General features: G+C 41.9%; 24 protein-coding genes and 1 pseudogene. 2 read left to right on the plus strand and 23 right to left on the minus strand.

Going from position 1 to position 23939, the window contains the following annotated elements:
* The first annotated feature begins 100 nt into the window (after positions 1-100).
* Positions 101-1285 carry a CDF family manganese efflux transporter MntE gene (mntE, locus tag OCF96_RS08190; protein ID WP_261446889.1) on the plus strand — a complete coding sequence of 395 codons (1185 nt, stop codon included), beginning with the start codon at positions 101-103 and terminating at the stop codon, positions 1283-1285.
* A gap of 37 nt (positions 1286-1322) precedes the next feature.
* On the opposite strand, the gene OCF96_RS08195 is transcribed toward mntE, so the two are convergent.
* The 8 genes from OCF96_RS08195 to cdaA all read right to left on the minus strand — a co-directional run bounded on the left by OCF96_RS08195 (position 1323) and on the right by cdaA (position 9720).
* Entirely contained in the window at positions 1323-3194 is a 1872-nt protein-coding gene (locus tag OCF96_RS08195) for an ABC-F family ATP-binding cassette domain-containing protein (RefSeq protein WP_261446890.1), read from the minus strand.
* On the minus strand, positions 3191-4390 hold the full coding sequence (locus tag OCF96_RS08200) for a CCA tRNA nucleotidyltransferase (protein ID WP_315898997.1): 1200 nt from the start codon (positions 4388-4390) through the stop codon (positions 3191-3193). The genes OCF96_RS08195 and OCF96_RS08200 overlap by 4 nt, the downstream gene beginning before the upstream one ends.
* Positions 4387-5154, minus strand: a complete 768-nt coding sequence (dapB, locus tag OCF96_RS08205) for a 4-hydroxy-tetrahydrodipicolinate reductase (RefSeq protein WP_261446891.1) — start codon at positions 5152-5154, stop codon at positions 4387-4389. The genes OCF96_RS08200 and dapB overlap by 4 nt, the downstream gene beginning before the upstream one ends.
* Positions 5155-5421: 267 nt before the next feature.
* Complete coding sequence (locus tag OCF96_RS08210; RefSeq protein ID WP_227326174.1) at positions 5422-6270, minus strand: DegV family protein; 849 nt, start codon at positions 6268-6270, stop codon at positions 5422-5424.
* Between the two features lies 1 nt (position 6271).
* Entirely contained in the window at positions 6272-6646 is a 375-nt protein-coding gene (locus OCF96_RS08215) for a DUF1149 family protein (protein WP_001050081.1), read from the minus strand.
* Positions 6647-6719: 73 nt separating this feature from the next.
* Positions 6720-8072 (minus strand): phosphoglucosamine mutase, encoded by a 1353-nt coding sequence (gene glmM, locus OCF96_RS08220; RefSeq protein ID WP_261446892.1) that lies wholly within the window; start codon positions 8070-8072, stop codon positions 6720-6722.
* Positions 8073-8096: 24 nt separating this feature from the next.
* On the minus strand, positions 8097-8876 hold the full coding sequence (locus OCF96_RS08225) for a CdaR family protein (protein WP_261446893.1): 780 nt from the start codon (positions 8874-8876) through the stop codon (positions 8097-8099).
* Positions 8863-9720 carry a diadenylate cyclase CdaA gene (gene cdaA / locus OCF96_RS08230; protein WP_261446894.1) on the minus strand — a complete coding sequence of 286 codons (858 nt, stop codon included), beginning with the start codon at positions 9718-9720 and terminating at the stop codon, positions 8863-8865. The genes OCF96_RS08225 and cdaA overlap by 14 nt, the downstream gene beginning before the upstream one ends.
* Before the next feature lie 290 nt (positions 9721-10010).
* Here cdaA and OCF96_RS08235 point away from each other — a divergent pair, with 290 nt between their 5' ends.
* Complete coding sequence (locus OCF96_RS08235) at positions 10011-10979, plus strand: NAD(P)/FAD-dependent oxidoreductase (protein ID WP_261446895.1); 969 nt, start codon at positions 10011-10013, stop codon at positions 10977-10979.
* Positions 10980-11400: 421 nt separating this feature from the next.
* On the opposite strand, the gene whiA is transcribed toward OCF96_RS08235, so the two are convergent.
* From whiA to OCF96_RS08310, 15 genes and pseudogenes are all read right to left on the minus strand, one after another.
* Positions 11401-12312: a DNA-binding protein WhiA gene (whiA, locus tag OCF96_RS08240; RefSeq protein WP_000011282.1), complete on the minus strand. Its 912-nt coding sequence runs from the start codon at positions 12310-12312 to the stop codon at positions 11401-11403.
* The gene (locus OCF96_RS08245; RefSeq protein WP_261101098.1) at positions 12309-13286 is read right to left on the minus strand and encodes a YvcK family protein; all 978 of its coding nucleotides are present in this window, start codon (positions 13284-13286) and stop codon (positions 12309-12311) included. The genes whiA and OCF96_RS08245 overlap by 4 nt, the downstream gene beginning before the upstream one ends.
* On the minus strand, positions 13283-14173 hold the full coding sequence (rapZ, locus tag OCF96_RS08250; protein WP_261082284.1) for an RNase adapter RapZ: 891 nt from the start codon (positions 14171-14173) through the stop codon (positions 13283-13285). Before rapZ ends, OCF96_RS08245 begins: the two co-directional genes overlap by 4 nt.
* A 51-nt stretch (positions 14174-14224) precedes the next feature.
* Complete coding sequence (locus OCF96_RS08255) at positions 14225-14605, minus strand: RidA family protein (protein WP_261041849.1); 381 nt, start codon at positions 14603-14605, stop codon at positions 14225-14227.
* 10 nt (positions 14606-14615) lie between these two features.
* A complete protein-coding gene (gene yihA / locus OCF96_RS08260; protein WP_000422605.1) occupies positions 14616-15203 on the minus strand; it encodes a ribosome biogenesis GTP-binding protein YihA/YsxC in 588 nt (195 codons plus the stop codon).
* Positions 15204-15211: 8 nt separating this feature from the next.
* Positions 15212-16444, minus strand: coding sequence for an ATP-dependent Clp protease ATP-binding subunit ClpX (clpX, locus tag OCF96_RS08265; RefSeq protein WP_025169664.1), 1233 nt, complete (start codon positions 16442-16444; stop codon positions 15212-15214).
* Between the two features lie 36 nt (positions 16445-16480).
* A complete protein-coding gene (locus tag OCF96_RS08270) occupies positions 16481-16651 on the minus strand; it encodes a hypothetical protein (protein WP_000442261.1) in 171 nt (56 codons plus the stop codon).
* On the minus strand, positions 16651-17157 hold the full coding sequence (locus tag OCF96_RS08275; protein WP_261446896.1) for a dihydrofolate reductase: 507 nt from the start codon (positions 17155-17157) through the stop codon (positions 16651-16653). The genes OCF96_RS08270 and OCF96_RS08275 overlap by 1 nt, the downstream gene beginning before the upstream one ends.
* Before the next feature lie 130 nt (positions 17158-17287).
* Entirely contained in the window at positions 17288-17806 is a 519-nt protein-coding gene (locus OCF96_RS08280; protein ID WP_000229881.1) for a Dps family protein, read from the minus strand.
* Between the two features lie 230 nt (positions 17807-18036).
* Positions 18037-19644, minus strand: a pseudogene (gene lytC / locus OCF96_RS08285) (choline binding-anchored murein hydrolase LytC).
* A 37-nt stretch (positions 19645-19681) separates the two neighbouring features.
* The gene (gene tpiA, locus OCF96_RS08290; protein ID WP_000087893.1) at positions 19682-20440 is read right to left on the minus strand and encodes a triose-phosphate isomerase; all 759 of its coding nucleotides are present in this window, start codon (positions 20438-20440) and stop codon (positions 19682-19684) included.
* Between the two features lie 97 nt (positions 20441-20537).
* Positions 20538-21215: a DnaD domain-containing protein gene (locus OCF96_RS08295; protein ID WP_261446897.1), complete on the minus strand. Its 678-nt coding sequence runs from the start codon at positions 21213-21215 to the stop codon at positions 20538-20540.
* 8 nt (positions 21216-21223) lie between these two features.
* Entirely contained in the window at positions 21224-22168 is a 945-nt protein-coding gene (metA, locus tag OCF96_RS08300; RefSeq protein ID WP_261446898.1) for a homoserine O-acetyltransferase MetA, read from the minus strand.
* 181 nt (positions 22169-22349) lie between these two features.
* On the minus strand, positions 22350-22862 hold the full coding sequence (locus tag OCF96_RS08305) for an adenine phosphoribosyltransferase (RefSeq protein ID WP_001049318.1): 513 nt from the start codon (positions 22860-22862) through the stop codon (positions 22350-22352).
* A gap of 210 nt (positions 22863-23072) precedes the next feature.
* A partial coding sequence (locus tag OCF96_RS08310; protein WP_261446899.1) for a MucBP domain-containing protein occupies positions 23073-23939 on the minus strand: 867 nt, incomplete at its 5' end.

The following is a 23939-nucleotide window of genomic DNA, read 5'->3' on the forward strand; positions in this document are numbered from 1 at the left end:
TAGAACAGTTTTCAAAGACTAAAAACTGACTTATTTGAATTTTCCCTTGAAAACCAGTATAATGGTAGAATGCTATATATATGACTAGAAAGGAAGTTGAATGAAGCAATCTATCTCAAATCTCAAGTTAGCTGAGCGTGGGGCCATTATCAGTATTTCAACCTATTTGATCTTGTCTGCAGCGAAATTGGCTACTGGCCATCTTCTTCATTCATCTAGTTTGGTGGCCGATGGTTTTAACAACGTGTCCGACATCATTGGAAATGTGGCCCTCTTGATTGGGATTCGAATGGCACGCCAGCCTGCTGACCGAGACCACCGTTTTGGCCACTGGAAGATTGAGGATTTGGCTAGCTTGATCACTTCCATCATCATGTTCTATGTCGGTTTCGATGTACTAAGGGATACTATTCAGAAAATTCTCAGTCGAGAAGAAACGGTTATTGATCCTCTGGGTGCAACTCTAGGAATCATTTCTGCAGCGATTATGTTTGTGGTGTATCTCTACAACACTCGCCTCAGTAAGAAATCAAACTCCAAGGCACTAAAGGCTGCTGCCAAGGACAATCTGTCTGATGCTGTTACCTCACTTGGTACTACCATAGCTATCCTAGCTAGCAGTTTCAATTATCCGATTGTGGATAAACTGGTCGCTATCATCATCACTTTCTTTATCTTGAAAACGGCCTATGATATCTTCATCGAGTCCTCCTTTAGCCTTTCTGATGGCTTCAATGACCGTCTGCTTGAGGACTATCAAAAGGCCATTATGGAAATTCCCAAAATCAGCAAGGTAAAATCGCAAAGAGGTCGCACCTACGGTAGCAATATCTACCTGGATATCACGCTGGAGATGAATCCTGACTTGTCTGTTTTTGAGAGTCATGAGATTGCGGATCAAGTCGAGTCTATGCTGGAGGAACGTTTTGGAGTCTTTGATATCGATGTCCATATTGAGCCAGCACCTATACCTGAGGATGAAATTTTAGACAATGTCTATAAAAAATTGCTTATGCGTGAACAATTGATTGACCAAGGAAATCAACTGGAAGAACTCTTGGCTGATGATTTTGTCTATATTCGCCAAGATGGAAATCAGATGGATAAAGAGGCTTATAAGGCCGAAAAAGACTTGAATTCTGCTATCAAGGACATCCAGATTACTTCCATCAGTCAGAAGACCAAACTCATCTGCTATGAGTTAGATGGTATCATCCACACCAGTATCTGGCGTCGCCACGAAACTTGGCAAAATATTTTCCACCAGGAAACAAAAAAAGAATAGAGAAATCCTGTCCATGAGACGGGATTTTTCTATTCTTCTAGCTATCAAATTCACTTAGGTACTCATAGCGTTCGTATTTTTCAAGGAGTGCTTCGTTTTTCTCATCTAGTTCTTTTTGAAGAGTAGCCAGCTTACCAAAGTCAGAGCCGTTGGCCTGCATCTCCTCTTCAATAGCAGCGATACGATTTTCCAAGGCTTCAATATCACCTTCAATGCTTGCCCATTCCTGCTTTTCTTGGTAGGTCATGCGTTTCTTATCTTCACGGATCTTGACCACTTTTTCTTTTTCAGCCTTTTGCACTTGATTGGCCATCTCTGTTTCAAAGGCTTTTTCATCAAGATAGTCTGTGTAATGACCAAAGAAAGGACGAATCTTGCCCTCTTCAAAAGCGAGAATCTTGGTCGCCACCTTATCCAAGAAATAGCGATCGTGGCTGACTGTCAAGACAGGTCCCGCAAAGCCTTGCAAGAAATTCTCCAAAACTGTCAAGGTTGCAATGTCCAAATCATTGGTTGGCTCGTCTAAAAGAAGAACATTTGGTTTTTCCAAGAGCAGTTTGAGGAGATAAAGACGTTTTTTCTCTCCCCCAGACAATTTCTCAATCAAGGTTCCATGCGTCGAACGTGGGAAAAGGAACTGCTCCAGTAATTCTGCAATCGAAGTCGTAGAACCACCGCTGGTCTTGACTTCTTCTGCCACTTCTTGCAGGTAATTGATCACGCGCTTGCTTTCATCTAAGCCCTCAATTTGTTGAGAGAAATAGGCGATACGAACAGTTTCCCCAATCACAACTTGACCTGCTGTCGGCTCAAGACTTCCTGCAATCAAGTTGAGCAGGGTTGATTTTCCAACACCGTTGTCCCCAACGATTCCAATACGATCTTTAGCCTGCACCAAGAGATTAAAATCTTGCAAAATAGACTTGTTTTCATAGGCAAAAGAAACATCCTGAAACTCGATAATTTTCTTCCCAATCCGACTTGTTTCAAAGTTCATGGTCAAGTCTGTCTCAGCAGTAGTTCCTGAAACTTCCTTCTTAAGGTCATGGAAACGATTGATACGAGCCTGTTGCTTGGTCGCACGCGCCTGCGGTTGTCTGCGCATCCAGGCCAATTCTTGTTTGTAGAGTTGTTCTTTTTTGTGAAGAAGAGCCGCATCGCGCTCATCTTGTTCAGCCTTAAGGCGAACATAGTCCTGATAATTGCCTTGATACTCGGTCAAGCCTGCTCGGTCCAACTCGAAAATCCGAGTTGACAAATCGTCTAAGAAATAACGATCGTGGGTGATAAAAAGAACGGTTTTCTTAGAATTTTTCAAAAAGAGGGTCAGCCACTCAATAGTCGCAATATCCAGATGGTTGGTCGGCTCATCCAATAGCAAAAGGTCGTGGTTTCCAAGAAGAACTTGAGCCAACTGGACGCGTCTTCTCAGACCACCTGACAATTCCCCAACAGGAGTAGATAAGTCCTGAATACCCAACTTGCTGAGAACCGTCTTGACCTGACTCTCAATTTCCCAAGCTTGGAGGGAATCCATCTCTGCCATGATCCGTTCCAAACGCGCCTGTTTGTCCTCACTGTAGTTGAGCATGAGGAGCTCATACTCACGAATGAGCTGGATTTCCTTGAGGTCGCTAGATAGGACCGTATCCAAGACCGTCTTGCTATCATCAAAATCAGGATCCTGTGTCAAGTAACCAATCTGGTAATCATTCTTAGCTGAAAAGGGACTGACATCCCCATCAAAGCCAGAAACACCAGAAAGAACATCTAAAAGGGTGGTCTTGCCAGTCCCATTGACACCGATTAGACCAATTCTGTCTAAGTCATGGATAATAAAGGAAATATCCTTAAAAACGGTCTTGTCACCGACGGATTTACTTAGTTTTTCAACGATAAAATCACTCATTTTTTCTCCCTCAGATAAGCATGGATGGCTTGACGGTCATTTTCCAATTCTCCATCGACAATGGCAAACTCAATCTCTGTTAAAATCTCTCCCAAGTCTGGACCTGGTTGATAGCCATATTCCTTAATCAAAATGCCACCATTAATCTGAATTTCTTTCTTGTCATGAATGGTCAAACTCTGATAGGTTTCTGTGATGGTTTGTGGGTTGACTGGTTTCCCTTGAGCCTGACGAAGATTTTCAGCCTGTAAAAGCAAATCCAAGTCAAAGCGGTAACAATCGCGCTTGCTCAATTCTCCCTTTTCACGCAAGGCCAAAATAGTTAGTAAATCCTGAACTTGCTTGGCAAACTGGCGTGAGGTCTTCCAAGCCTTCAAAAATGGCTGCGCATTTTCAATCTCCAAAGCCGACAGTAAAGCCGCCCAAGCTTGCTCTGAAGATTCAAAGGTGAAATCAGTCTCCAAATCAAACAGTCTATTGAGCTTGTCCTGGCTAGCTGCCATATCAGGGAGATAGTCATAAGCTTGACTCTCAATCATGGAAGCCAAGCCCCTTCTCCAAAATGGAGCCAGCAAGAGTTTATCAAACTCAACAAAGGTACGCTCTACAGAAATTTTCTCCAAAAGTGGCGTCAAGGTCTTCATAGCTTTAAACGTTTCTTGCTCAAGTTCAAAGCCAAGACTGGCCTGAAAACGAAAACCACGCATAATCCGTAGAGCATCTTCGTTGAAACGCTCACTAGCTACACCAACTGCCCGTAAGACTTGATTTTCCAAATCGTCTAAACCATGGAATAAGTCAATGATTTCCCCTGTCTCGTCCAAGGCAAAGGCATTGACTGTGAAATCACGGCGTTTGAGGTCTTCTTCTAGCGAACGCACAAATGAAACCGCACTGGGTCTGCGATAGTCCACATAGACATCCTCTGTCCGAAAGGTGGTTACTTCATACTCCTCGTCCCCATCTAAGACCAAGACAGTTCCATGCTCGATTCCGATATCGGCTGTTCGCGGAAAAATCTGCTTGGTTTCTTCTGGATACGAAGACGTCGCAATATCCACATCGTGGATGGGACGATTGAGGAGGGCATCTCGAACAGATCCCCCAACAAAATAGGCTTCAAATCCTGCTTCTTTGATTTTTTCTAATACTGGTAAAGCCTTCTGAAATTCAGAAGGCATTTGCGTTAATCTCATAATAAGTGTTCTAATCCATAAACAAGCTCATGACGCTTGACAACTTCTTTAATTCCCAAATTCACCCCTGTCATGAAGGAGCTACGATCATAGGAGTCATGACGGAGGGTCAATCCTTCTCCCTGATTGCCAAAGATGACTTCCTGATGGGCTACCAAGCCTGGCAAACGAACTGAGTGAATACGCATGCCATCAAAATCAGCACCACGAGCACCAGCAATCAATTCTTCTTCGTCTACTGCACCTTGCTGAATAGACTCTCGAACCTCTGACATCAACTCAGCTGTTTTAATGGCAGTTCCACTCGGAGCATCCTTTTTCTTGTCATGATGGAGCTCGATAATCTCCACATTTGGGAAATATTTGGAAGCCTGCGTCGCAAATTGCATAAGCAAGACAGCACCCAAGGCAAAGTTAGGAGCAATCAAGCCACCCAAGTCTTGGGCACAGGAAAATTCTTTTAACTCTGCAATTTCTTCACTAGTAAAGCCTGTTGTTCCAACTACTGGAGCAAAGCCATTTTCAAGAGCAAAGCGTGTATTTTCATAGGCAACAGCTGGTGTAGTAAAGTCTACCCAGACATCCGCTTCAAAACTGGCCAAATCAGCCTTATTCTTGAAAACAGGAATTCCCTGCCATTCTGACTCAGATTCAAAAGGATCTAAAACTGCTACCAAGTCCAAGTCTGGATCAGCCAAGACCATCTGACAAGCAGCTTGACCCATCTTTCCCTTAAAACCAGCAATAATTACTCGAATACTCATCTCTACTCCTGACTAAGATACAAAGGACGATAGCTGCCCTTGAAAAATAGGGAATGACGCTGACTTTCCATGAAAGGCAAGACAGGCATCTTTTTTCAAGAGGCAGGTAGTCCGTGTTCAATTTCTAAGATACAAAGCCTGTAAGAACACAACGTGAAAATAGGAGTTCTGATCAAAGAGTGTCTACTCCTTGGAAGAACTATCTTTTTCACACAGGGTTCCAGGCATGTTCATTTGCTAACTTCTTAACTAGTCTAGAAGTGCCAACTAAATCACTGGAATATAACCCAGAGCAATGCTTCCTGCACCTAGGTGTGTTCCAATGACACTACCAAATGTAGCAAGTGAAATATCCGTACTCACTTCAGAATCTAGCAAGTGCTGACGCAATTCTTCAGCCTTTTCAGGAGCATTTCCGTGAATGACAATAATACGGTATTGGCCTGAAGCTGTGGCTTCCTTAATAATCTCAATTAAACGCTTTGTTGCTTTCTTTTCAGTACGAACTTTTTCGTACACTTCAATCACACCTTGGTCGTTGAAATAAAGGATTGGCTTAATGCTTAGCAGATTACCCAAAATAGCCGCCCCATTTGAAAGGCGTCCACCTTTCACCAAGTGATCCAAGTCATCCACCATGATGAAAGCAGATGTGTGACTGATCTGAATAGCTAGCTTATCTTGAATAATAGCAAAATCATCACCTTGGTCTTTCCAGTTAAAAACACTTTCAACCATGATACCCAGAGGAGCACTTGTAATCAAAGTGTCTGGAAAGGCAATGGTTAATCCCTCATAGTCATCGACCATATACTGGATATTTTGGTAAAAACCTGAAATTCCAGAAGATAGGAAAAGCCCCAAGGCATGGGTATAACCTTGTTCTTTAAGCGAAGTTAGAATCTCATCTAACTTGGCAATACTTGGTTGACTGGTCTTAGGCAATTCAGAAGCCTGAGCCATTTTTTGGTAAAATTCCTCTGCAGTCAGATTAATACCTTCGACATACTCCTCACCATCAATATTGACAGGAATATCCAAGACGTACAAATCTTCTCTTTGCAAGGTCTCTGCACTGAGATAAGCAGAAGAATCTGTGATAACAGCTAATTTCATATTAGAACTCCAAATTGATTCCTGGTAAGTCTAATGCAATTTCAGTTACTTCGTAAGTCAAACGGTTGAGCATGTTTAAACATGGACGAGCCAAGGTTTCCACTTCTTCTTGGTTCAATTCACTTGGTTCATTAACAATACGGCCATCGATATGGTTCACTTGTGAAATGGTTCCACTGATGACAAACTTATCAAATACAATCATAAAACTCAAGACAACAATCAAGGAAGTCACTTGATTTTCTTGGTCATGTTGAATCAATTGGAAGTTCACATCTACCTTAGTTTCAGGAGCTCCATTTTCATTTTCCCATTCAAAATTACGCGCATCAAAATGATACTGACTAACAAATTCTTGTTCACGTTTAAGATTCATGTCTTTCTCCCTCGGCTACAATATTATAAGCTATTGTACCATAATTTTTTATTTTCATCTAGTTTTCTAGGATTTAGTCAATCCCGATTTCAGCTCGAACTACGTCTGCGATGGTATCAACATAGTAGTCCACTTCTTCTGTTGTAGGCGCTTCTGCCATAACACGCAAAAGAGGCTCTGTTCCACTTGGGCGAACAAGGATACGGCCATTCCCCGCCATTTCAGCTTCCATCTTCTCGATGATAACCTTGATAGCTGGCACTTCCATAGCCTTTTCCTTCATGGCATTTTCCACTCGGATATTGACTAATTTTTGTGGATAGATGGTTACTTCTGCTGCCAACTCTGACAAGCTCTTACCAGTTTCCTTCATGATTTTTGTCAATTGGACAGCTGATAATTGACCATCACCCGTTGTATTGTAGTCCATCAAGATGACGTGACCAGACTGTTCACCACCGAGGTTGTAGCCTGATTTTCTCATTTCTTCCACAACATAGCGGTCGCCAACTGCAGTGACTGCCTTCTTAATGCCTTCACGGTCCAAGGCCTTGTGGAAACCAAGGTTGGACATAACAGTTGTCACGATTGTATTTTGGGCCAATTGTCCTTTTTCAGAAAGGTATTTCCCGATGATGTACATAATCTTGTCACCATCAACGATGTCGCCATTCTCATCAACAGCAATCAAACGGTCACTGTCTCCGTCAAAGGCCAAACCAATCGCTGATCCGCTTTCTTTGACCACTTCTTGAAGGGCTTCTGGGTGGGTTGAACCAACATTAAGATTGATGTTAAGACCGTCTGGTGTTTCCCCGATAACCGTCAATTGAGCGCCAAGATCTGCAAAGATTTGACGGGCACTTGTAGAAGCTGCACCATTGGCCGTATCCAAGGCAACCTTCATTCCTTCAAGAGGAGTTCCAGTTGAAACAAGATATCCTTCATACTTACGCAAGCCTTCTGGATAATCTACCAAGGTTCCCAAGCCTTCAGCACTTGGACGTGGCAGAGTGTCTTCTGCAGCATCTAGCAGGGCTTCAATTTCTGCTTCTTTTTCATCATCTAGTTTGAAACCATCACCACCAAAGAACTTAATCCCATTATCAAGGGCTGGGTTGTGGCTAGCAGAAATCATGACACCGGCACTTGCCCCTTCAGTTTTAACCAAGTAAGCTACTGCTGGTGTTGCAAGAACACCAAGTTTGTAGACGTGAATCCCTACAGAGAGGAGACCTGCCACCAAGGCAGATTCTAGCATTTCCCCTGAAATACGTGTGTCACGTCCTACAAAAACTTTCGGTGCTTCCGTTTCATGTTGGCTAAGAACATAGCCTCCAAAACGTCCTAGTTTAAAGGCCAATTCTGGCGTTAATTCTACGTTAGCTTCTCCACGGACTCCATCAGTCCCAAAATATTTACCCATTTTTATAAAATCCTTTTCCTATTTTTAATTCGTTTTTGAACTAGTTGCTTTCGATGACGAAGATGTCTCCGACGAACTGCTTGTTGTTGAATTTGATGTACTTGAACTTGGTGCTACTGGTTTTGTAGTCACCTTCATTGTTGTGTCGAACGGAGTAATAACTGCCGGTAAGACAACACCATTACGGTCGATTGCCTGCAAAGGTACCGAACCACTGTAATTACCTGTTATGCGTTCGCTGGTTGGTAAAAGTGCAATAATTTTGTCAATCTTAGCTAATGTTTCTTGGTCAGTTGTGACCGAAACGCGTTCATTTGACACGGTTACACTATCAAGTTGTAGCTTCGGATCAATCTGGCTTTGGTCAACTTGTGGCACAACAATCATCCCATCTCGCTTAACCTTTTTCCCAACTTTCACTGTGATCTTTTGAGGCGTTGCCACAGCGGTCAATCCACTTGGAAGATTTTCAATATTCAAGGGAACTTCAATCGTTCCAACACTAGCATCCGTCAAATCCGCTGTAACCTTAAACTTACGAGTGCTCTCCTGCATTTCGCTGGCCAAGGTCACACGATTAGCTCCGGTTAATATCACTGAAACTTCTGATGCAAATCCACTAATGAAATACTGGTCATCATCATAGTGAATATCGATAGGAACGTTCGTTATCGTATTGGTGTAGGTTTCTGATTTGACCTGTCTTGCGGTATTGCTATTTTGAAAGTTGGTTGACGTTGCATAGATAAATAAGACACAAGCAAAAAAGAGAGATGAGATGATATATAGACTATTTTTTCTCATATTTCCAACCTCCTAGCAAACGGTCCTTGAAACTGACTTTTTCCTCAACGGCTGGCAAAAGAATTCTTCTTAGCTCTGCTTCAAATTCTTCAATCGTCAAGTCATGCTTAAAGACTCCGTTGTAGGTAATAGAAATACCACCTGTTTCCTCTGAGACGATGAAGGTCAAGGCATCCGACACTTCTGATAAACCAATAGCCGCCCGGTGTCTGGTCCCAAATTCCTTGGAAATCCCTGTGCTTTCTGTCAAGGGCAGATAGGCAGAAGTTACCGCAATCCGATTTTCTCTGACAATCACAGCACCGTCATGTAGAGGAGTGTTGGGGATAAAGATATTAATAAGGAGTTCAGCTGAAATATTGGCATCCAAAGGAATCCCTGTCGCAATGTATTCTTGTAAGGTCCGAACTCGTTGGATGGCAACCAGAGCACCAATCTTACGGGGACTCATATATTCAACCGACTTGACAAAGGCACGAATCATTTGCTCTTCTGCACTAATTTGAGTAGTAGAAAAGAAATCTGTCGCCCTTCCCAAGCGTTCCAAACCAGTCCGAATCTCTGGAGAGAAGATAACAACTGCAGCAATGACTCCATAGGTGATAATCTGATTAATCAACCAAGAAATCGTTGTTAAACCAAGGATATTGGCCATAACCTGGGCTAATACAAAGATCAAGACCCCTCGCACCAAAATCATAATTTTAGTACCAGCTATCGCTTTTGTAAAACGATATAAAATATAGGCCACAATCAAAATATCAAACACATTGATGGCAATACTCCAAGGACTAGAAAACAAGCTAGTCCAATATTGCAGGTTGGATAATTGTTGAAAGTTCATCTGCTGTCTCCTCTCTGTCCAAACACGTTCCTGTCTATTATACCATTTTTCTGGCATTTTTCCCCTATCCTACTTCATTTTAAATTAAGGAAAAAATATGATAAAATAAACTGATACTCAATGAAAATCAAAGAGCAAACTAGGAAGCTAGCCGCAGGTTGCTCAAAACAATGTTTTGAGGCTGTGGATAGAACTGACGAAGTCAGTAACCATAGCTACGGTAAGGCGACGCTGACGTGGTTTGAATTTGATTTTCGAAGAGTATGACTAGAAAAAACAAAGGAGAAACCATGTCTCAACTCTATGATATTACCATTGTAGGTGGTGGTCCTGTCGGGCTTTTTGCAGCCTTCTATGCCCATCTACGCCAAGCCAAGGTCCAAATCATCGACTCACTTCCCCAACTCGGTGGACAACCTGCCATTCTCTATCCTGAAAAGGAAATTTTAGACGTACCGGGATTCCCAAACCTGACTGGAGAAGAGTTGACCAACCGCTTAATTGAACAACTAAACGGCTTTGATACTCCTATTCACCTCAATGAAACAGTTCTTGAGATTGAAAAACAAGAAGATGGCTTTGCCATTACAACTTCTAAAGGAAGTCACCTGTCTAAAACTGTTATCATCGCAATGGGTGGCGGTGCCTTCAAACCACGTCCTCTGGAACTAGAAGGCGTTGAGGGCTATGAAAATATCCACTACCACGTTTCCAACATCCAGCAATACGCTGGTAAGAAAGTGACGATTCTTGGTGGTGGGGACTCGGCTGTGGATTGGGCTTTGGCTTTTGAAAAAATTGCGCCAACTACCCTTGTCCACCGCAGAGATAATTTCCGTGCCTTGGAACACAGTGTCCAAGCCTTACAGGAATCATCTGTGACCATCAAGACACCATTCGTCCCTAGCCAACTCCTTGGAGATGGAAAAATGCTCGATAAACTTGAAATCACAAAAGTCAAATCTGATGAAGCAGAAACGATTGACTTAGACCACCTCTTTGTTAACTATGGTTTCAAATCTTCTGTTGGTAATCTTAAAAACTGGGGTCTGGACCTCAACCGTCACAAGATTATCGTCAATAGCAAGCAAGAATCTAGCAAGGCAGGTATCTATGCTATCGGTGACTGCTGCTACTATGACGGAAAAATTGATCTGATTGCGACAGGCCTCGGAGAAGCACCAACCGCTGTTAACAACGCCATCAACTACATCGACCCTGAGCAAAAAGTGCAACCAAAACACTCAACCAGTTTATAAAAAATAACCACGAGTCAAATGCGATTCGTGGTTTTATAGTTCATCGGCTATCTTGTTAGCTCATATTTTCCCCGTCTTTAACAAAAATAAAAATGCCTATCAAACTGATAAAACATGTGATATAATAGGGACGGCACTAACAATACGCCTTGGAAAAGGAGGTATTACAGATGCTAGAACTTCTCAAAATAGTACTTATCGCAGTCATCGAGAGTATCATCTCATGGCTGGTGACTCGTTGGTTAGACGATCACTTCGACAAGTAACCTTCCTGGTTAGTGCTATCTAACCCAGAAAAAATCCCCTCGGTATTGCAGTACCGAGGGGATTTCTGTTAGCACTAAAATGCTAGAACTTCTCAATTCCCCTTTATTATCTCACATACTCTATTTAATTGTCAAGAAAGAGGTGTTTTATATCTTTATAACTCATCGGCTATCTTGTTAATTTTTCTGAGTCTGTGGTTAACACCACTTTTGGTCAGAGGGGTGCTGAGTCTATCTGCCAACTGTTGGATAGAGTAGTCTGGGTGCTGAATCCGCAACTGCGCTACCTCCTGCAAATCCACTGGCAGATTTTCTAAGCCCATGATATCTTTGATTTTGCTGATATTGTTGATAGTCTTCATGCTGGCAGAAACTGTCCGAGCGATATTAGCTGTCTCAGCATTATTTGCCCGATTGAGATCATTACGGGTTTCTCGTAAAATCTTAACTCGCTCAAAATCATCACGCGCCCGCATAGCACCAATGACAATCAAGAAGTCCATGATATCTTCGGCTCGCTGGAGGTAGGTCACAGCCCCCTTCTTGCGCTCAAGCACCTTGGCATCCAGTAAAAATTGCTGAAGAAGGGAGGCAATCCCTTGCGCATGGTCTAGATAAACAGAACTGATTTCCAACTGGTACTTACCCGATTCAGGGTCACGAATGCTGCCATTTGCCAAGAAAGCGCCACAAAGATAAGCACGACCTGCTTCCTCATCTGACAAAATCTCCTCATCAATACCTGTTTCCAGGCCAAAGAAGGAGTCTGCCAAGTGCAAATCACTCAACAAGTCCTGCACCTTTTCATCCGTAAAAACGGTATAGACTCGATTCTTGCGAAGATTGCTCCGTTGGTGGTGGCGAATTTCCGATTTGATTTCATAGAAATGGAGAAAGGACTCATAGAGGTGCCTAGCCAGCTTGGCATTTTCTGTCACGACAGACAAGGTCAGGCCCGAAGTCGAGAGACCGATACTGCCAGACATCTTGATAATGGCAGATAATTCATGCCGGCTCAGATGGTGCTGACCTAGGATTTCTTCTTTTACTGCTACTGTGAAACTCATTTTCTCACCTGTATAATGCGCATCAACTCGTCCACAATCAAATCTCCATCGTGGAAGGCACCTCCATTTTCCAGACGAAGGAAGTTGGATGAAATCACGCGCGGAACTTGCTTACAAAGACCAGTAAAATCATGTTCCACCTGCACCAAGTATTCATCAAAACGGTTGGAATTCATGTATTCCTGAGGCACTTTTTCAATATTCACCAAGACAGTATCGATAAAAGGTCGACCAAGGTGACGATGCAAGACCTCCACGTGATCACTATCTGTAAAGTGTTCTGTCTCCCCACGTTGGGTCATGATATTGCAGACATAGGCGATTTCTGCCTTGGTTTCCAAAAGCGCCTGCCCGATTTCCTTAATGACAATATTGGGCAAAATAGAGGTAAATAGAGAACCAGGTCCGAGGACAATCATGTCACTCTCAAGAATGGTCTGCACAACTCGACGGCTAGCCAGAGGCGTATCATCGTTGAGGGTATTGGTCACATAAACATAGTCAATCATGCCCGGATGGTCTGCAATATGACTCTCGCCAGCCACTTCCGTCCCATCCTGGAAAACTGCGTGCAGGGTCAAGGGATGGTCACTGGAAGGATAAATCTTCCCAGTGGTATGGAAAAATTTGCTCAGCAACTGCATGGCATTGTAGGTCGAACCCTGCATTTCTGACAGGCCAGCGATAATGAGATTTCCCAATGGATGGCCAGCAAAGGCTCCAGCATCTTCAGAAAAGCGATACTGAAAGACTTTCTCATAGAACTTAGGCATATCCGACATGGCTACAAGGACATTACGAAGATCACCTGGCGGTGTCAATTGCTGCATATTTTTTCTGAGTTCACCTGATGAACCACCATCATCTGCCACCGTTACGATAGCAGCGATTTCCACATCTTTTTCACGCAGACTCTTAAGAATGACAGGAATCCCAGTTCCTCCACCAATCACCGTTATCTTTGGTTTTCTCATGAACGGTTTACCGTTTCCTTTCTTCGGTCTTTGTCGCGATGCCCTTCATTAACAGGCCAATTCTTGGATAAGTCCTGCGCCAAGCGTTTAGCAAAGGCCACACTACGGTGTTGCCCACCCGTACACCCCATGGCAATGGTCAAAACGGACTTACCTTCCTTTTGGTAACTTGGCAAAATCGGCTCAATCAAGGCCAACAAATGTTGATAAAAATCTTCTGACTCAGGATGATTCATGACATAGTCATAAACTGGTTCATCCACACCCGTTTGATTACGCAGTTCTGGTAGATAATAGGGATTTGGCAAGAATCGGACATCAAATACCAAGTCCGCATCAATCGGGATTCCATATTTAAAGCCGAAAGACATAACTTCGATACGGAAAGACTGGGTTTGTTCCTGATCAGAAAACTGCTCTGCAATGGTTTTACGCAGCTCACGAGGAGTGAGTTCAGTCGTATCCACCACATTTTGACTCATATTTTTCAAAGGCGCCAAGAGTTCACGTTCCAGCTTGATTCCATCCAAAATCCGACCATCTGCAGCTAGAGGGTGACTCCGTCTGGTTTCCTTGTAACGCGCGACCAATTCCTTATCAGCTGCATCCAAAAAGAGAATTTTGAAGTCCAGTTCTTCCTTGTTTTCCAACTCATCCAAAACAGCTTGAATCTCTGAGAAGAAAGAACGGCTACGCATATCTACTACCAAGGCCAACTTATGGTCGTCTTCCTTTGTTTCCACCAACTGCAAAAACTTAGGCAAGAGAGCTGGAGGCATATTATCTATAGTAAAATAACCCAAATCTTCGAAGGACTGAATGGCAACTGTTTTCCCTGCACCACTCATTCCTGTCACAATCACCAAGTGAAGTTGTTTCTTTGTCATCTTTTTCTCCTTATATCAAAAGAAGTTTGGCAGAACCAAACTTCAACTAGCTTATCCAATCTCTGCGATGACTTCAATTTCGACTTTTACATCACGAGGAAGACGAGCTACCTCCACAGCTGAACGAGCTGGAAATTCCTCTTTAAAGGCCGTTTGGTAAACCTCGTTAAAAGGAACGAAGTCGTTCATATCGCTCAAGAAGCAAGTTGTTTTGACAACATGGTCAAAGTCAGTTCCTGCCTCTGCCAAAATAGCACCAATATTTTTCAAGACTTGTTCTGTCTGTTCTTGGATCGTTGTTCCAACGATTTCCCCAGTTTCAGGAGAGAGAGGAACTTGACCACTAGCAAACAAAAGGTTGCCAACGATTTTTCCTTGAACATATGGTCCGATAGCCTTTGGAGCTTTGTCTGTATGAATTGTTTTTGCCATTTTCTTTTCCTCACAATTTTTCTAAGATTGCATCCCAAGCCTCATCCATCCCTGCCTTGCTGACAGATGAAAAGAGGATGAAGTCGTCACTTGGGTCAAAGTTTAATTTCTTTTTGATTGCTGATTCGTGCTTGTTCCATTTACCACGAGGAATCTTGTCCGCCTTGGTCGCCACAATGATGACCGGAATCTCATAATACTTGAGAAATTCGTACATCTGCACATCATCTGCTGACGGATCATGACGGAGGTCAACTAAACTGACTACTGCACGGAGATTTTCCCGAGTCGTTAGGTACTCCTCAATCATGCGCCCCCACTTTTCACGCTCTTTTTTGGAAACGCGAGCATAACCATAACCAGGAACATCCACAAAGCGCATCTTGTCGTCGATGTTAAAGAAATTGAGAAGCTGGGTTTTACCAGGTTTACCCGATGTTCGGGCTAGATTCTTACGGTTCAGCATGGTATTGATAAAGCTAGACTTGCCAACATTTGAACGCCCTGCTAGGGCAATCTCTGGCAGTTCATCCTGTGGGTAGTGGGACTTGTTAGCCGCACTGAGCAAGATTTCAGCATTATGTGTATTCAGTTCCATAGTCACCTCTAGGCTGTTTCTAGGATTGGTTTATCCGTTCCATCGACAGCTTCTTTAGTGATGCGGACCAATTTCACATTTTCCTGACTCGGTACTTCAAACATGACATCTAGCATGGTTTCTTCGATGATGGAGCGAAGACCACGCGCACCAGTTTTGCGTTCGATGGCCTTATTTGCAATCTCTTGAAGGGCTTCGTCGTCAAATTCCAACTCGACATCATCATAAGATAGCAAGGTTTGGTACTGTTTCACCAGAGCATTTCTTGGCTCTTTCAAGATACGAACCAAGTCATCCACTGTCAATTGCTCAAGAGCAGCAAAGACAGGCAAGCGTCCAATCAACTCAGGGATAATACCAAATTTTTGAATATCTTCTGCGATGATTTCTTGCATGTAAGAGCTATTTTCATCAATCGCTTTATTGTTTTGACCAAATCCGATGACTTTTTCACCCAGACGTTGTTTGACAATTTCCTCGATACCATCAAAGGCGCCACCCACGATGAAGAGGATATTTTTAGTATCCACCTGAATCATCTCTTGTTGTGGATGCTTGCGTCCACCTTGAGGCGGTACGCTAGCGACAGTTCCCTCGATAATCTTGAGAAGGGCTTGTTGCACCCCTTCACCAGAAACGTCACGTGTGATCGATACGTTCTCACTCTTCTTAGCAATCTTGTCAATTTCATCCACGTAGATAATCCCACGCTCTGCACGTTCAATGTTAAAGTCAGCAGCCTGCAAGAGTTTGAGGAGGATATTTTCCACGTCCTCACCCACATAACCAGCCTCAGTAAGAGCAGTCGCATCTGCAATAGCAAAAGGCACATTCAAGCTCTTAGCCAAGGTCTGAGCAAGGAATGTTTTCCCTGAACCAGTTGGGCCAATCATCAAGATGTTTGACTTCTGCAAATCCACATCTTCTGACTCTTCGCGTGTATCGTGAAAATTAATACGTTTGTAGTGGTTATAAACTGCAACTGCCAAGGCACGCTTGGCACGATCTTGACCGATTACATAGTGGTTCAAGATATGGAGAAGTTCGATTGGTTTTGGAACTTCTGACAAGTCTGCCAAGACTTCCTCAGCCAACTCCTCACGGATGATTTCCTGGGCCAACTCCACACATTCATTACAGATAAAGGCGTTGTTGCCTGCGATTATTTTTTGTACTTCTTCTTGGCTTTTGCCACAAAATGAGCAATAAACCATCATATCATTATTCCTAGTTGTAGGCATGATTTCCTTCCGTTCTATTCTATACTATCATTCTATCTAAAATAAGGTCATGTAAAAGGCATGAACACTATTGACCAAATTGGTAAAGGCATTTAACCAGAGCAGGACAGAAAGTCCATAACGCTTTTTACGAAAAGCCTGTGCTCCTGCAAGCAAGCAGACCAAACACAGCATGGCTGTGAAAAAACCAAATATACTACGTTCCATTAGACTTCCTTTCTCTTGCGGTATTGGATGGTAAAATCATAAGGATTTTTCTCATCTTTGGCATAGGATTTGCTTGAAACTGTCTCAAAAAGAGATAAGTCAAACTCCTCAGGGAAATAGGTATCTCCCTCCACCCGAGCATGAATTTGAGTCACAATTACTTCGTCCAAATAGGGTTCAAAAGCCTGAAAAATCTGCTTTCCACCAAGAATATAGAGATTCTTTTCTTGAGCCTGATACCAGTCCAAGACAGACTGGACATCATGAAAAGTAGCAACTCCATCTATCTTTTCTTCCGGGTTACGTGTCAAAATCAAGGTCTCCCGTTTTGGAAGCAAGCGACGTCCCATTCCATCAAAGGTCACACGCCCCATCAAGATAGCATGATTCAGAGTTGTTTCTTTAAAGTGTTGCAGTTCTGCTGGCAAATGCCAAGGCAGGCGATTGTCCTTACCAATCACACCCTCTTCATCCTGGGCCCAAATAGCTACAATTTTCTTAGTCATGCTTCCATCCTTTTCACTGATAGTACTATTTTATCAAAAAACTCAAAAAAAGACTGGTTTGGGATAGCTTACAAGATAGAAAAAATCTGTAAGAAATTTCTTACAGATTTATATATGTTGCTATTATTTCTTACAAACCAGGTGCTTGTCCCAATTCTGCTGCAAGCATCCAGATTGTTTTATCAGTTTCAGTTTTAGCATCTGCAAAGATACCGTTTGTCACATCGTCACCTTCTTCATCAGTGACATCCAAACCTTTTTGGAAGAGTTCTGACAAGTAACGGTAGATAGCAAGGACACGTTCCAAGCTTTCTTCAACATTACGGTATTCACCAGCTTCTTCTTCGATTTCACTGTTTTGAAGGAATTCTGTCAATGTTGAGAATGGGCTACCACCAAGTGTAATCAAGCGTTCGCTGATTTCATCCAATTGACCATCAAGAGCTTCCATATACTCATCCATTTTTGGATGCCATACAAGGAAACCACGACCACGCATATACCAGTGTACTTGGTGCAAAGCAACGTGAGCTACGTACAAATCAGCAACAGCTTGATTCAATACTTCCTTTGTTTTTGCCAATGCTACTGGTGCTGCTTTTGTTAATGATGTTACGTCTTTTACTGCTTCTTTTTTCAATTCTACCATTTTCTTTACCTCATTCATTATTTTTTGTAACCACTTCTTAATGATTACTATCTTAGTATACTACTAAGAAAAACCAATAGCAAGCCAAAAGACTCACATGAGAAAAGTTGCAATAGACTGATAATTTAAGAATTATTTGAATGAAACCCAGTCACTTTCAAACTCTCTTAACAGAGATAAAATAAAGAAAAGAGCATACAATTTGTAGGCTCTCTTCTCAGTTTTACAGATTAATACCAGACGCTGACATCCACACGTCCTCGAATCCCTTTAAGAATGTCAGATGAAGTATATTGCCATCCTTTTTCTCCTGAATAATGAGGATTATTCCAATCAAGCGCATCCGTATAGGCTGCAACCCAGTTTACATGTTGTAAAATATTTGGATGATTCAAACGAGTTTGTAAAAGTTGACGATAGCTATAAACTTTCACATTTTGATAACCTGCTTTTTTCATGGTTTCCATATACTTATTGATGATTTTAACCCAAGTGTCTGTATCTGATGGAGCTTTCTTAGATTTATTTTCATATTCCCAGTTTTCAACATCATAGTAAATTGGATAAGACAGGTTCATCTTGTATTTCTTCAAGAGTTCAATAGTCTGTTTAGCATCATTCTCAGCATCTGTTTCATTTTCTGCATAGGTATACAGATAGACACCATAAGGAATGCCTAGTCGATTAAATTCTTGAATATTATAAGCCAATTCCTTATCTTCTACACCGCTATATCCCAAACGAACAATAACGCCATCAACCCCATTTTCCTGAATAACCTTTTTCCAATCACTAATGCGGCCATTATGCTCACTGACATCAATAACCTTCTTAGCACGGTCAGTTCCGACCTGTTCTTCACGATGGTTAAAGAAATAACGGTGTCCGTTTCGATAAACCCAACCAACATTCAAGGCTTTCTTTTCTTTCAGTTCCCCTGAATCGGCAAAAGTATAACGAGTATCGTCCATGATTAGCTCACCTGTTGCCATAGCACCACTTTCAGTAAGATAGTAGTTTCCATGCCACTCGTCTTGAGCCATGTATCCCCACTTCTTAAAATAATACCACTTTCCATCAATCTTTTGCCACTGTTCATTAGCATAAGAACCATCTGCCTTAAGATAGAACCAACTCTTATAATGATTATCATAAAGCCATTCGTTTTGCATCATAGCACCTTAATCATTCAAGAAATAATCTCCTTGCCACTGACTTTTAGCCATATAGCCCCACTTCTTGAAATAGTACCATTTGCCATTGATTTTCTGCCATTCTTGTTCTGCATAAGAACCATCTGCCTTGAGATAGAACCAGCTCTTATAATTGTTATCATAAACCCATTCATTTTTAGCCATGTAACCACCCGCTTTTAGGTAATAATTTCCATGCCATTCTTTTTGGGCATAACGACCATCTGCTTTTATATAGAACCAGCTATTATGGCTAGTATCAAAAATCCACTCACTCTTAGCTTTTGAACCATCTGCTTTTACATAGAAGTCACCCTCCCAGTGTGCTGATGTTGAATTTGGTTTACTTTCTTCTTTCTGACTACTAGCTCGCGTCTCTTTGACTGCTTCCTTTTTCTCTGAACGCTGACTAGAAGAAGTCTCAACTTTTTTCTCTTCTTTTTGACTTGCAGTTGTTTCTGATTTCTTTTCTTCTACCTTGCTAGAAGAAGCTTGCACACTGCTTTCTTCCGAAGAGGCTTTCACTTCAGCTTCATTTGCAGCTACTTGATTGACTGCTAATCCAAGCAAAAAGGCACCTGCTAATCCAATTTTCCCAATCTTTGTTTTCAATCTTTCCTCCTCTACAAAAAATGGAACAGACATCTGAATGCTGTTCCACCTAGCTTTTGCTACTTACTAATTATTTTACAAAGTCAAGCAATGCCAAGAAGCTTTCAGCTTCAAGTGACGCACCACCAACAAGGGCACCGTCAACGTCTGGGCAAGCCATGTATGAAGCAACGTTTTCAGGTTTAACAGAACCACCGTATTGAACACGAACTTTGTCTGCAACTTCTTGACCGAAGTCAGCAGCTACAACGTCACGAACAACTTTACACATTTTTTGTGCATCGTCTTGAGAAGCTGATTTACCAGTACCGATAGCCCAGATTGGCTCGTAAGCAATAACTGATGCAGCAACTTGTTCAGCAGTCAATCCAGCCAATGCAGCAGATACTTGAGCACCTACAAATTCAGCAGCTTTACCAGCTTCATAAGTTTCAAGTGACTCACCACAACAGATGATTGGAAGCATACCGTTTGCAAAGATTGCTTTAGCTTTTTTGTTGATATCTTCGTCAGTTTCATGGAAGTAGTCACGGCGTTCTGAGTGACCGATAACAACGTAGTCAGTACCGATTTCTTTCAAAACTTGTGGGCTTGTTTCACCAGTGAAGGCACCTGCATTTTCAAAGTAGCAGTTTTGAGCAGCAACCTTAAGGTTTGAACCTTTTGCAGCAGCAAGAACAGTTGTCAAATCAAGAGCTGGAGCTGCGATACCTGCTTCAACAAGATCTGATGAAGGAAGTTTTGATGCAACTGCTTCAACGAATGCTTTAGCTTCTTCTGGATTTTTGTTCATTTTCCAGTTACCAGCGATAAATGGTTTACGTGACATTTCACATACCTCTTTTTTCAATTTATTTTCTATTTATTTTATCACAATTAGACACAGCTTGCAAATCTTACTCGGATTTCAAGATTGCTTACATGGATTAATCCTTCCATAGATCCATGGCATTTCGGAAATCTGCAGATACCTGTGTCAACTGAGGATTGCTTGCTTCTCTCTCTACCCGTTTAGCCTCGATTTGAGCCACACTTTTGATACCTTCATGGCGCCAATTTCTCAAAATCGCCTGAATGTACTTCCAGTTTGGTTTTCCATTCAAAACAGCTTCACGAAGAGCTTCTTTAATCAAGTCAGCACTAGTTCCATCTTCCTTTAGCGTCTTGGTCAAATCCTCAATCTCAAAAGGGGTCAATAAGCGCCCCAACTCCTGCTGGAAGGTTTCCACCAAATCCTTGAGCTGATTTTGAGGTGTCAACTGGTCTGAACTTGAATGAGCAACTCCAAGCAAGTCATCCAAACGTTCCAAAGCCAAACTAGCATCAAAAAGCAATTCAATTTCACCATTCAATTCAATCGTTCGATACTGAAGCAGTCCCCTTTCCGTCAGATTGGAAATGGCCTGGTTGACATCTGAAATTTCCTTGCCAATCCTTTCAGCAATCTGGCTTGGCGACATTTCTTCTAAGCCTGTCGTATTTTGCAAATAGAAAAATTGCCAGACCAGAAAATCGTCGCTAGAAGGAAAGAGTTCCTTAAAATGCAAGAGCAGGGCACTCGGTAAAACCAAGTTCCCTGATTTAAAAGCGTCTAAATATGTCATAATTCCTCTTATAAATACCCAAATGCGGATGCATCATCTTCTATTTTTCTCCAGTCAAAAGGGGTTTCCTGATAGACCGCATAATTCACCCAGTTACTGAAAAAGAGGGCTGCTGATGAAGACCAACACAAACAAGGGGTCTGATTAACATCATTATCCTTAAAGTAATTTTCTGGAACATGAGGATCTAAACCTGCATCACGATCCCTAAAATACTCTTTTGCCAAGGTATCACGGTCATATTCCAAATGCCCAAAACTATAAATTTCTCGTAAATCCCGACTGGCCAAAATCGAAACCCCAACCTGCGGGCCCTCTGATAAAATCTCAAGATTGGTTTTATTTAAGACCTCTTCCTTAGAAATCTCCGTATGCCGAGAATGAGGGGATACGTAGCTATCGTCAAATCCTCTAAAGAGAAGATGACCTTCCTTTAAAGTGTCCTGAGGATAGATACCCGATAACTTACTGTCCATCTGGTGTTTTTCCACTCCATAGCGAAGATAAAGTCCAGCCTGAGCTCCCCAACAGATATGAAGCGTCGAATAGACATGAGTCTTTGACCACTCAATTACCTGACTGAATTCCTCCCAATAGTCCACTTCCTCAAATGGTAAATGCTCAACCGGAGCACCCGTGATAATCATCCCGTCAAAATACTCGTCCTTGACTTCAGGAAAAGTTTTGTAGAAAGTCTCCATGTGTTCTGAACGAGTAGTCTTAGAGCGATGGCTCTCCATATAGAGAAAATCAATATCCAGTTGCAGGGGTGTATTAGCCAAATGGCGCAACAACTGGGTCTCTGTCACCATTTTCTTGGGCATAAGATTTAAAATCAAAATCTTCAAGGGACGGATATCTTGGTGGGCAGCACGTTGATCATCCATGACAAAGATATTCTCTGTCCGTAAAATCTCAACGGCTGGTAGTTTCTTATCAATTCGAATCGGCATAACCCTCTCCTAACTGTACTTTTCAGGAATCATTGCATATGTTTGAAGCTAAAACTCAAACACTTAGTCCTTTTATTATACTGCAAGAAGATATAGTTTTCAATTATAGTTTTTCTCTAACTAGCTATAGTTTATTTTTATAGCCTAATGTAGAGAAAACAGCCCTAGGGACTGTTTTTCATTAATAATGCATCAAAACTTTGTAATCGTAGTCACCGATTTTTTCACGGCCGTTCAATTCATCCAATTCAACAAGGAAGGCACAACCTGCCACAACACCACCAAGTTTTTCAATCATCTCGATGGTTGCCTTAACCGTTCCACCTGTCGCCAAGAGGTCATCTACGATAAGAACACGCTGACCTGGCTTGATGGCATCCGCGTGCATAGTCAAGGTATCAACACCGTATTCTTTTTCATAGTCAGCAGAAATGACTTCACGTGGCAATTTCCCTGGCTTACGAACAGGAGCAAAACCAATTCCCAACTCAAAGGCAACAGGACAGCCCACGATAAATCCACGAGCCTCAGGACCTACAATCATATCAATTTTCTTGTCAGTAGCATACTGAACGATTTCACGAACAGCGTAGCTATAAGCATTTCCATCAGCCATCAATGGACTGATATCGCGGAAAGTAATACCTTCCTTTGGATAATTTTCAATTGTTGCAATGTAATCTTTTAAATTCATCTTTTTCTTTCTTTCAAAGTTTTTTACTCTCTATTATACCATATTTTCTCCAAAAGAAGAAAGTATAACCATTATTTCCTAACTGAGATTCTGATTTCGATGTTCACTCTGTACTCCCAGTGAAAACAGCAAAAAAGCTGATGAATCATTCGATTCATCAGCTTTAGGGATGATATGTTCATTACAAACAAATCATATCAATTAGAAAGCTTAGTCTTCTTTCTTCTTGCGAGCGACAAGACCAAATCCACTCAAGACTCCAAGAAGTCCAAGTGCTGCTAGGCTAGCATTGTCTTCTGTACCAGTATTTGGCAATTCGCGTTTACCTTCAGCTTCTTTCACTGCTGTTGGTTGTACTGGTTGTGCTGGAGTCGCTGGTACTTCTGGTTTAGCTGGCTGTTCAGGCATTGCTGGAGTTGCTGGCTCTACCGGTTGTACTGGTGTTTGAGATTGGATCTTACGGTAAACATTACGAACATTTCCATTTGCGTCTGTTTCTGTACGGACTAGTTCATAATTTTCTAATGATTTACCTGGATGTGAACCATTTTCATCAGGAATAATCAATTCACCATTTTCATCTACATAAGTTGTCAATACTTTGTATTCAAATGGAGTAGGTGTTGGAGTTGGTACCACAACTTTTTCGTAAACATGCTCGATATCTCCATTTGGAAGTTTCTTAGTTGTTACGAATTTGTATCCTGGGATATCTTTCTTAGGTTGGTTACCTTCTTCATTTGGTGAAACTGGGTTACCATTTCCGTCTACGAATGATGTAGTTGTTTTAACTACCTTACGGTAAACGTGAGTTACATTACCATCTTTATCAGTTGTAGTCTTAACAAACTCATATCCTGGGATATCTTTCTTAGGTTGGTTACCTTCTTCATTTGGTGAAACTGGCTTACCACTTTCATCTACAAATGATGTAGTTGTTTTAACTACCTTACGGTAAACGTGAGTTACATTACCATCTTTATCAGTTGTAGTCTTAACAAACTCATATCCTGGGATATCTTTCTTAGGTTGGTTACCTTCTTCATTTGGTGAAACTGGCTTACCACTTTCATCTAC

Source organism: Streptococcus mitis, from assembly GCF_946190065.1.
GTDB classification, from domain to species: Bacteria; Bacillota; Bacilli; order Lactobacillales; family Streptococcaceae; genus Streptococcus; species Streptococcus mitis_DE.

What these genes read in the sequence shown, in the direction of transcription:
- mntE (WP_261446889.1), top strand. Translation starts at nt 101, where the DNA reads ATGAAGCAATCTATCTCAAATCTCAAGTTAGCTGAGCGTGGGGCCATT.
- OCF96_RS08195 (WP_261446890.1), bottom strand. Translation starts at nt 3,194, where the DNA reads ATGAGTGATTTTATCGTTGAAAAACTAAGTAAATCCGTCGGTGACAAG.
- OCF96_RS08200 (WP_315898997.1), bottom strand. Translation starts at nt 4,390, where the DNA reads ATGAGATTAACGCAAATGCCTTCTGAATTTCAGAAGGCTTTACCAGTA.
- dapB (WP_261446891.1), bottom strand. Translation starts at nt 5,154, where the DNA reads ATGAGTATTCGAGTAATTATTGCTGGTTTTAAGGGAAAGATGGGTCAA.
- OCF96_RS08210 (WP_227326174.1), bottom strand. Translation starts at nt 6,270, where the DNA reads ATGAAATTAGCTGTTATCACAGATTCTTCTGCTTATCTCAGTGCAGAG.
- OCF96_RS08215 (WP_001050081.1), bottom strand. Translation starts at nt 6,646, where the DNA reads ATGAATCTTAAACGTGAACAAGAATTTGTTAGTCAGTATCATTTTGAT.
- glmM (WP_261446892.1), bottom strand. Translation starts at nt 8,072, where the DNA reads ATGGGTAAATATTTTGGGACTGATGGAGTCCGTGGAGAAGCTAACGTA.
- OCF96_RS08225 (WP_261446893.1), bottom strand. Translation starts at nt 8,876, where the DNA reads ATGAGAAAAAATAGTCTATATATCATCTCATCTCTCTTTTTTGCTTGT.
- cdaA (WP_261446894.1), bottom strand. Translation starts at nt 9,720, where the DNA reads ATGAACTTTCAACAATTATCCAACCTGCAATATTGGACTAGCTTGTTT.
- OCF96_RS08235 (WP_261446895.1), top strand. Translation starts at nt 10,011, where the DNA reads ATGTCTCAACTCTATGATATTACCATTGTAGGTGGTGGTCCTGTCGGG.
- whiA (WP_000011282.1), bottom strand. Translation starts at nt 12,312, where the DNA reads ATGAGTTTCACAGTAGCAGTAAAAGAAGAAATCCTAGGTCAGCACCAT.
- OCF96_RS08245 (WP_261101098.1), bottom strand. Translation starts at nt 13,286, where the DNA reads ATGAGAAAACCAAAGATAACGGTGATTGGTGGAGGAACTGGGATTCCT.
- rapZ (WP_261082284.1), bottom strand. Translation starts at nt 14,173, where the DNA reads ATGACAAAGAAACAACTTCACTTGGTGATTGTGACAGGAATGAGTGGT.
- OCF96_RS08255 (WP_261041849.1), bottom strand. Translation starts at nt 14,605, where the DNA reads ATGGCAAAAACAATTCATACAGACAAAGCTCCAAAGGCTATCGGACCA.
- yihA (WP_000422605.1), bottom strand. Translation starts at nt 15,203, where the DNA reads ATGGAACTGAATACACATAATGCTGAAATCTTGCTCAGTGCGGCTAAC.
- clpX (WP_025169664.1), bottom strand. Translation starts at nt 16,444, where the DNA reads ATGCCTACAACTAGGAATAATGATATGATGGTTTATTGCTCATTTTGT.
- OCF96_RS08270 (WP_000442261.1), bottom strand. Translation starts at nt 16,651, where the DNA reads ATGGAACGTAGTATATTTGGTTTTTTCACAGCCATGCTGTGTTTGGTC.
- OCF96_RS08275 (WP_261446896.1), bottom strand. Translation starts at nt 17,157, where the DNA reads ATGACTAAGAAAATTGTAGCTATTTGGGCCCAGGATGAAGAGGGTGTG.
- OCF96_RS08280 (WP_000229881.1), bottom strand. Translation starts at nt 17,806, where the DNA reads ATGGTAGAATTGAAAAAAGAAGCAGTAAAAGACGTAACATCATTAACA.
- tpiA (WP_000087893.1), bottom strand. Translation starts at nt 20,440, where the DNA reads ATGTCACGTAAACCATTTATCGCTGGTAACTGGAAAATGAACAAAAAT.
- OCF96_RS08295 (WP_261446897.1), bottom strand. Translation starts at nt 21,215, where the DNA reads ATGACATATTTAGACGCTTTTAAATCAGGGAACTTGGTTTTACCGAGT.
- metA (WP_261446898.1), bottom strand. Translation starts at nt 22,168, where the DNA reads ATGCCGATTCGAATTGATAAGAAACTACCAGCCGTTGAGATTTTACGG.
- OCF96_RS08305 (WP_001049318.1), bottom strand. Translation starts at nt 22,862, where the DNA reads ATGAATTTAAAAGATTACATTGCAACAATTGAAAATTATCCAAAGGAA.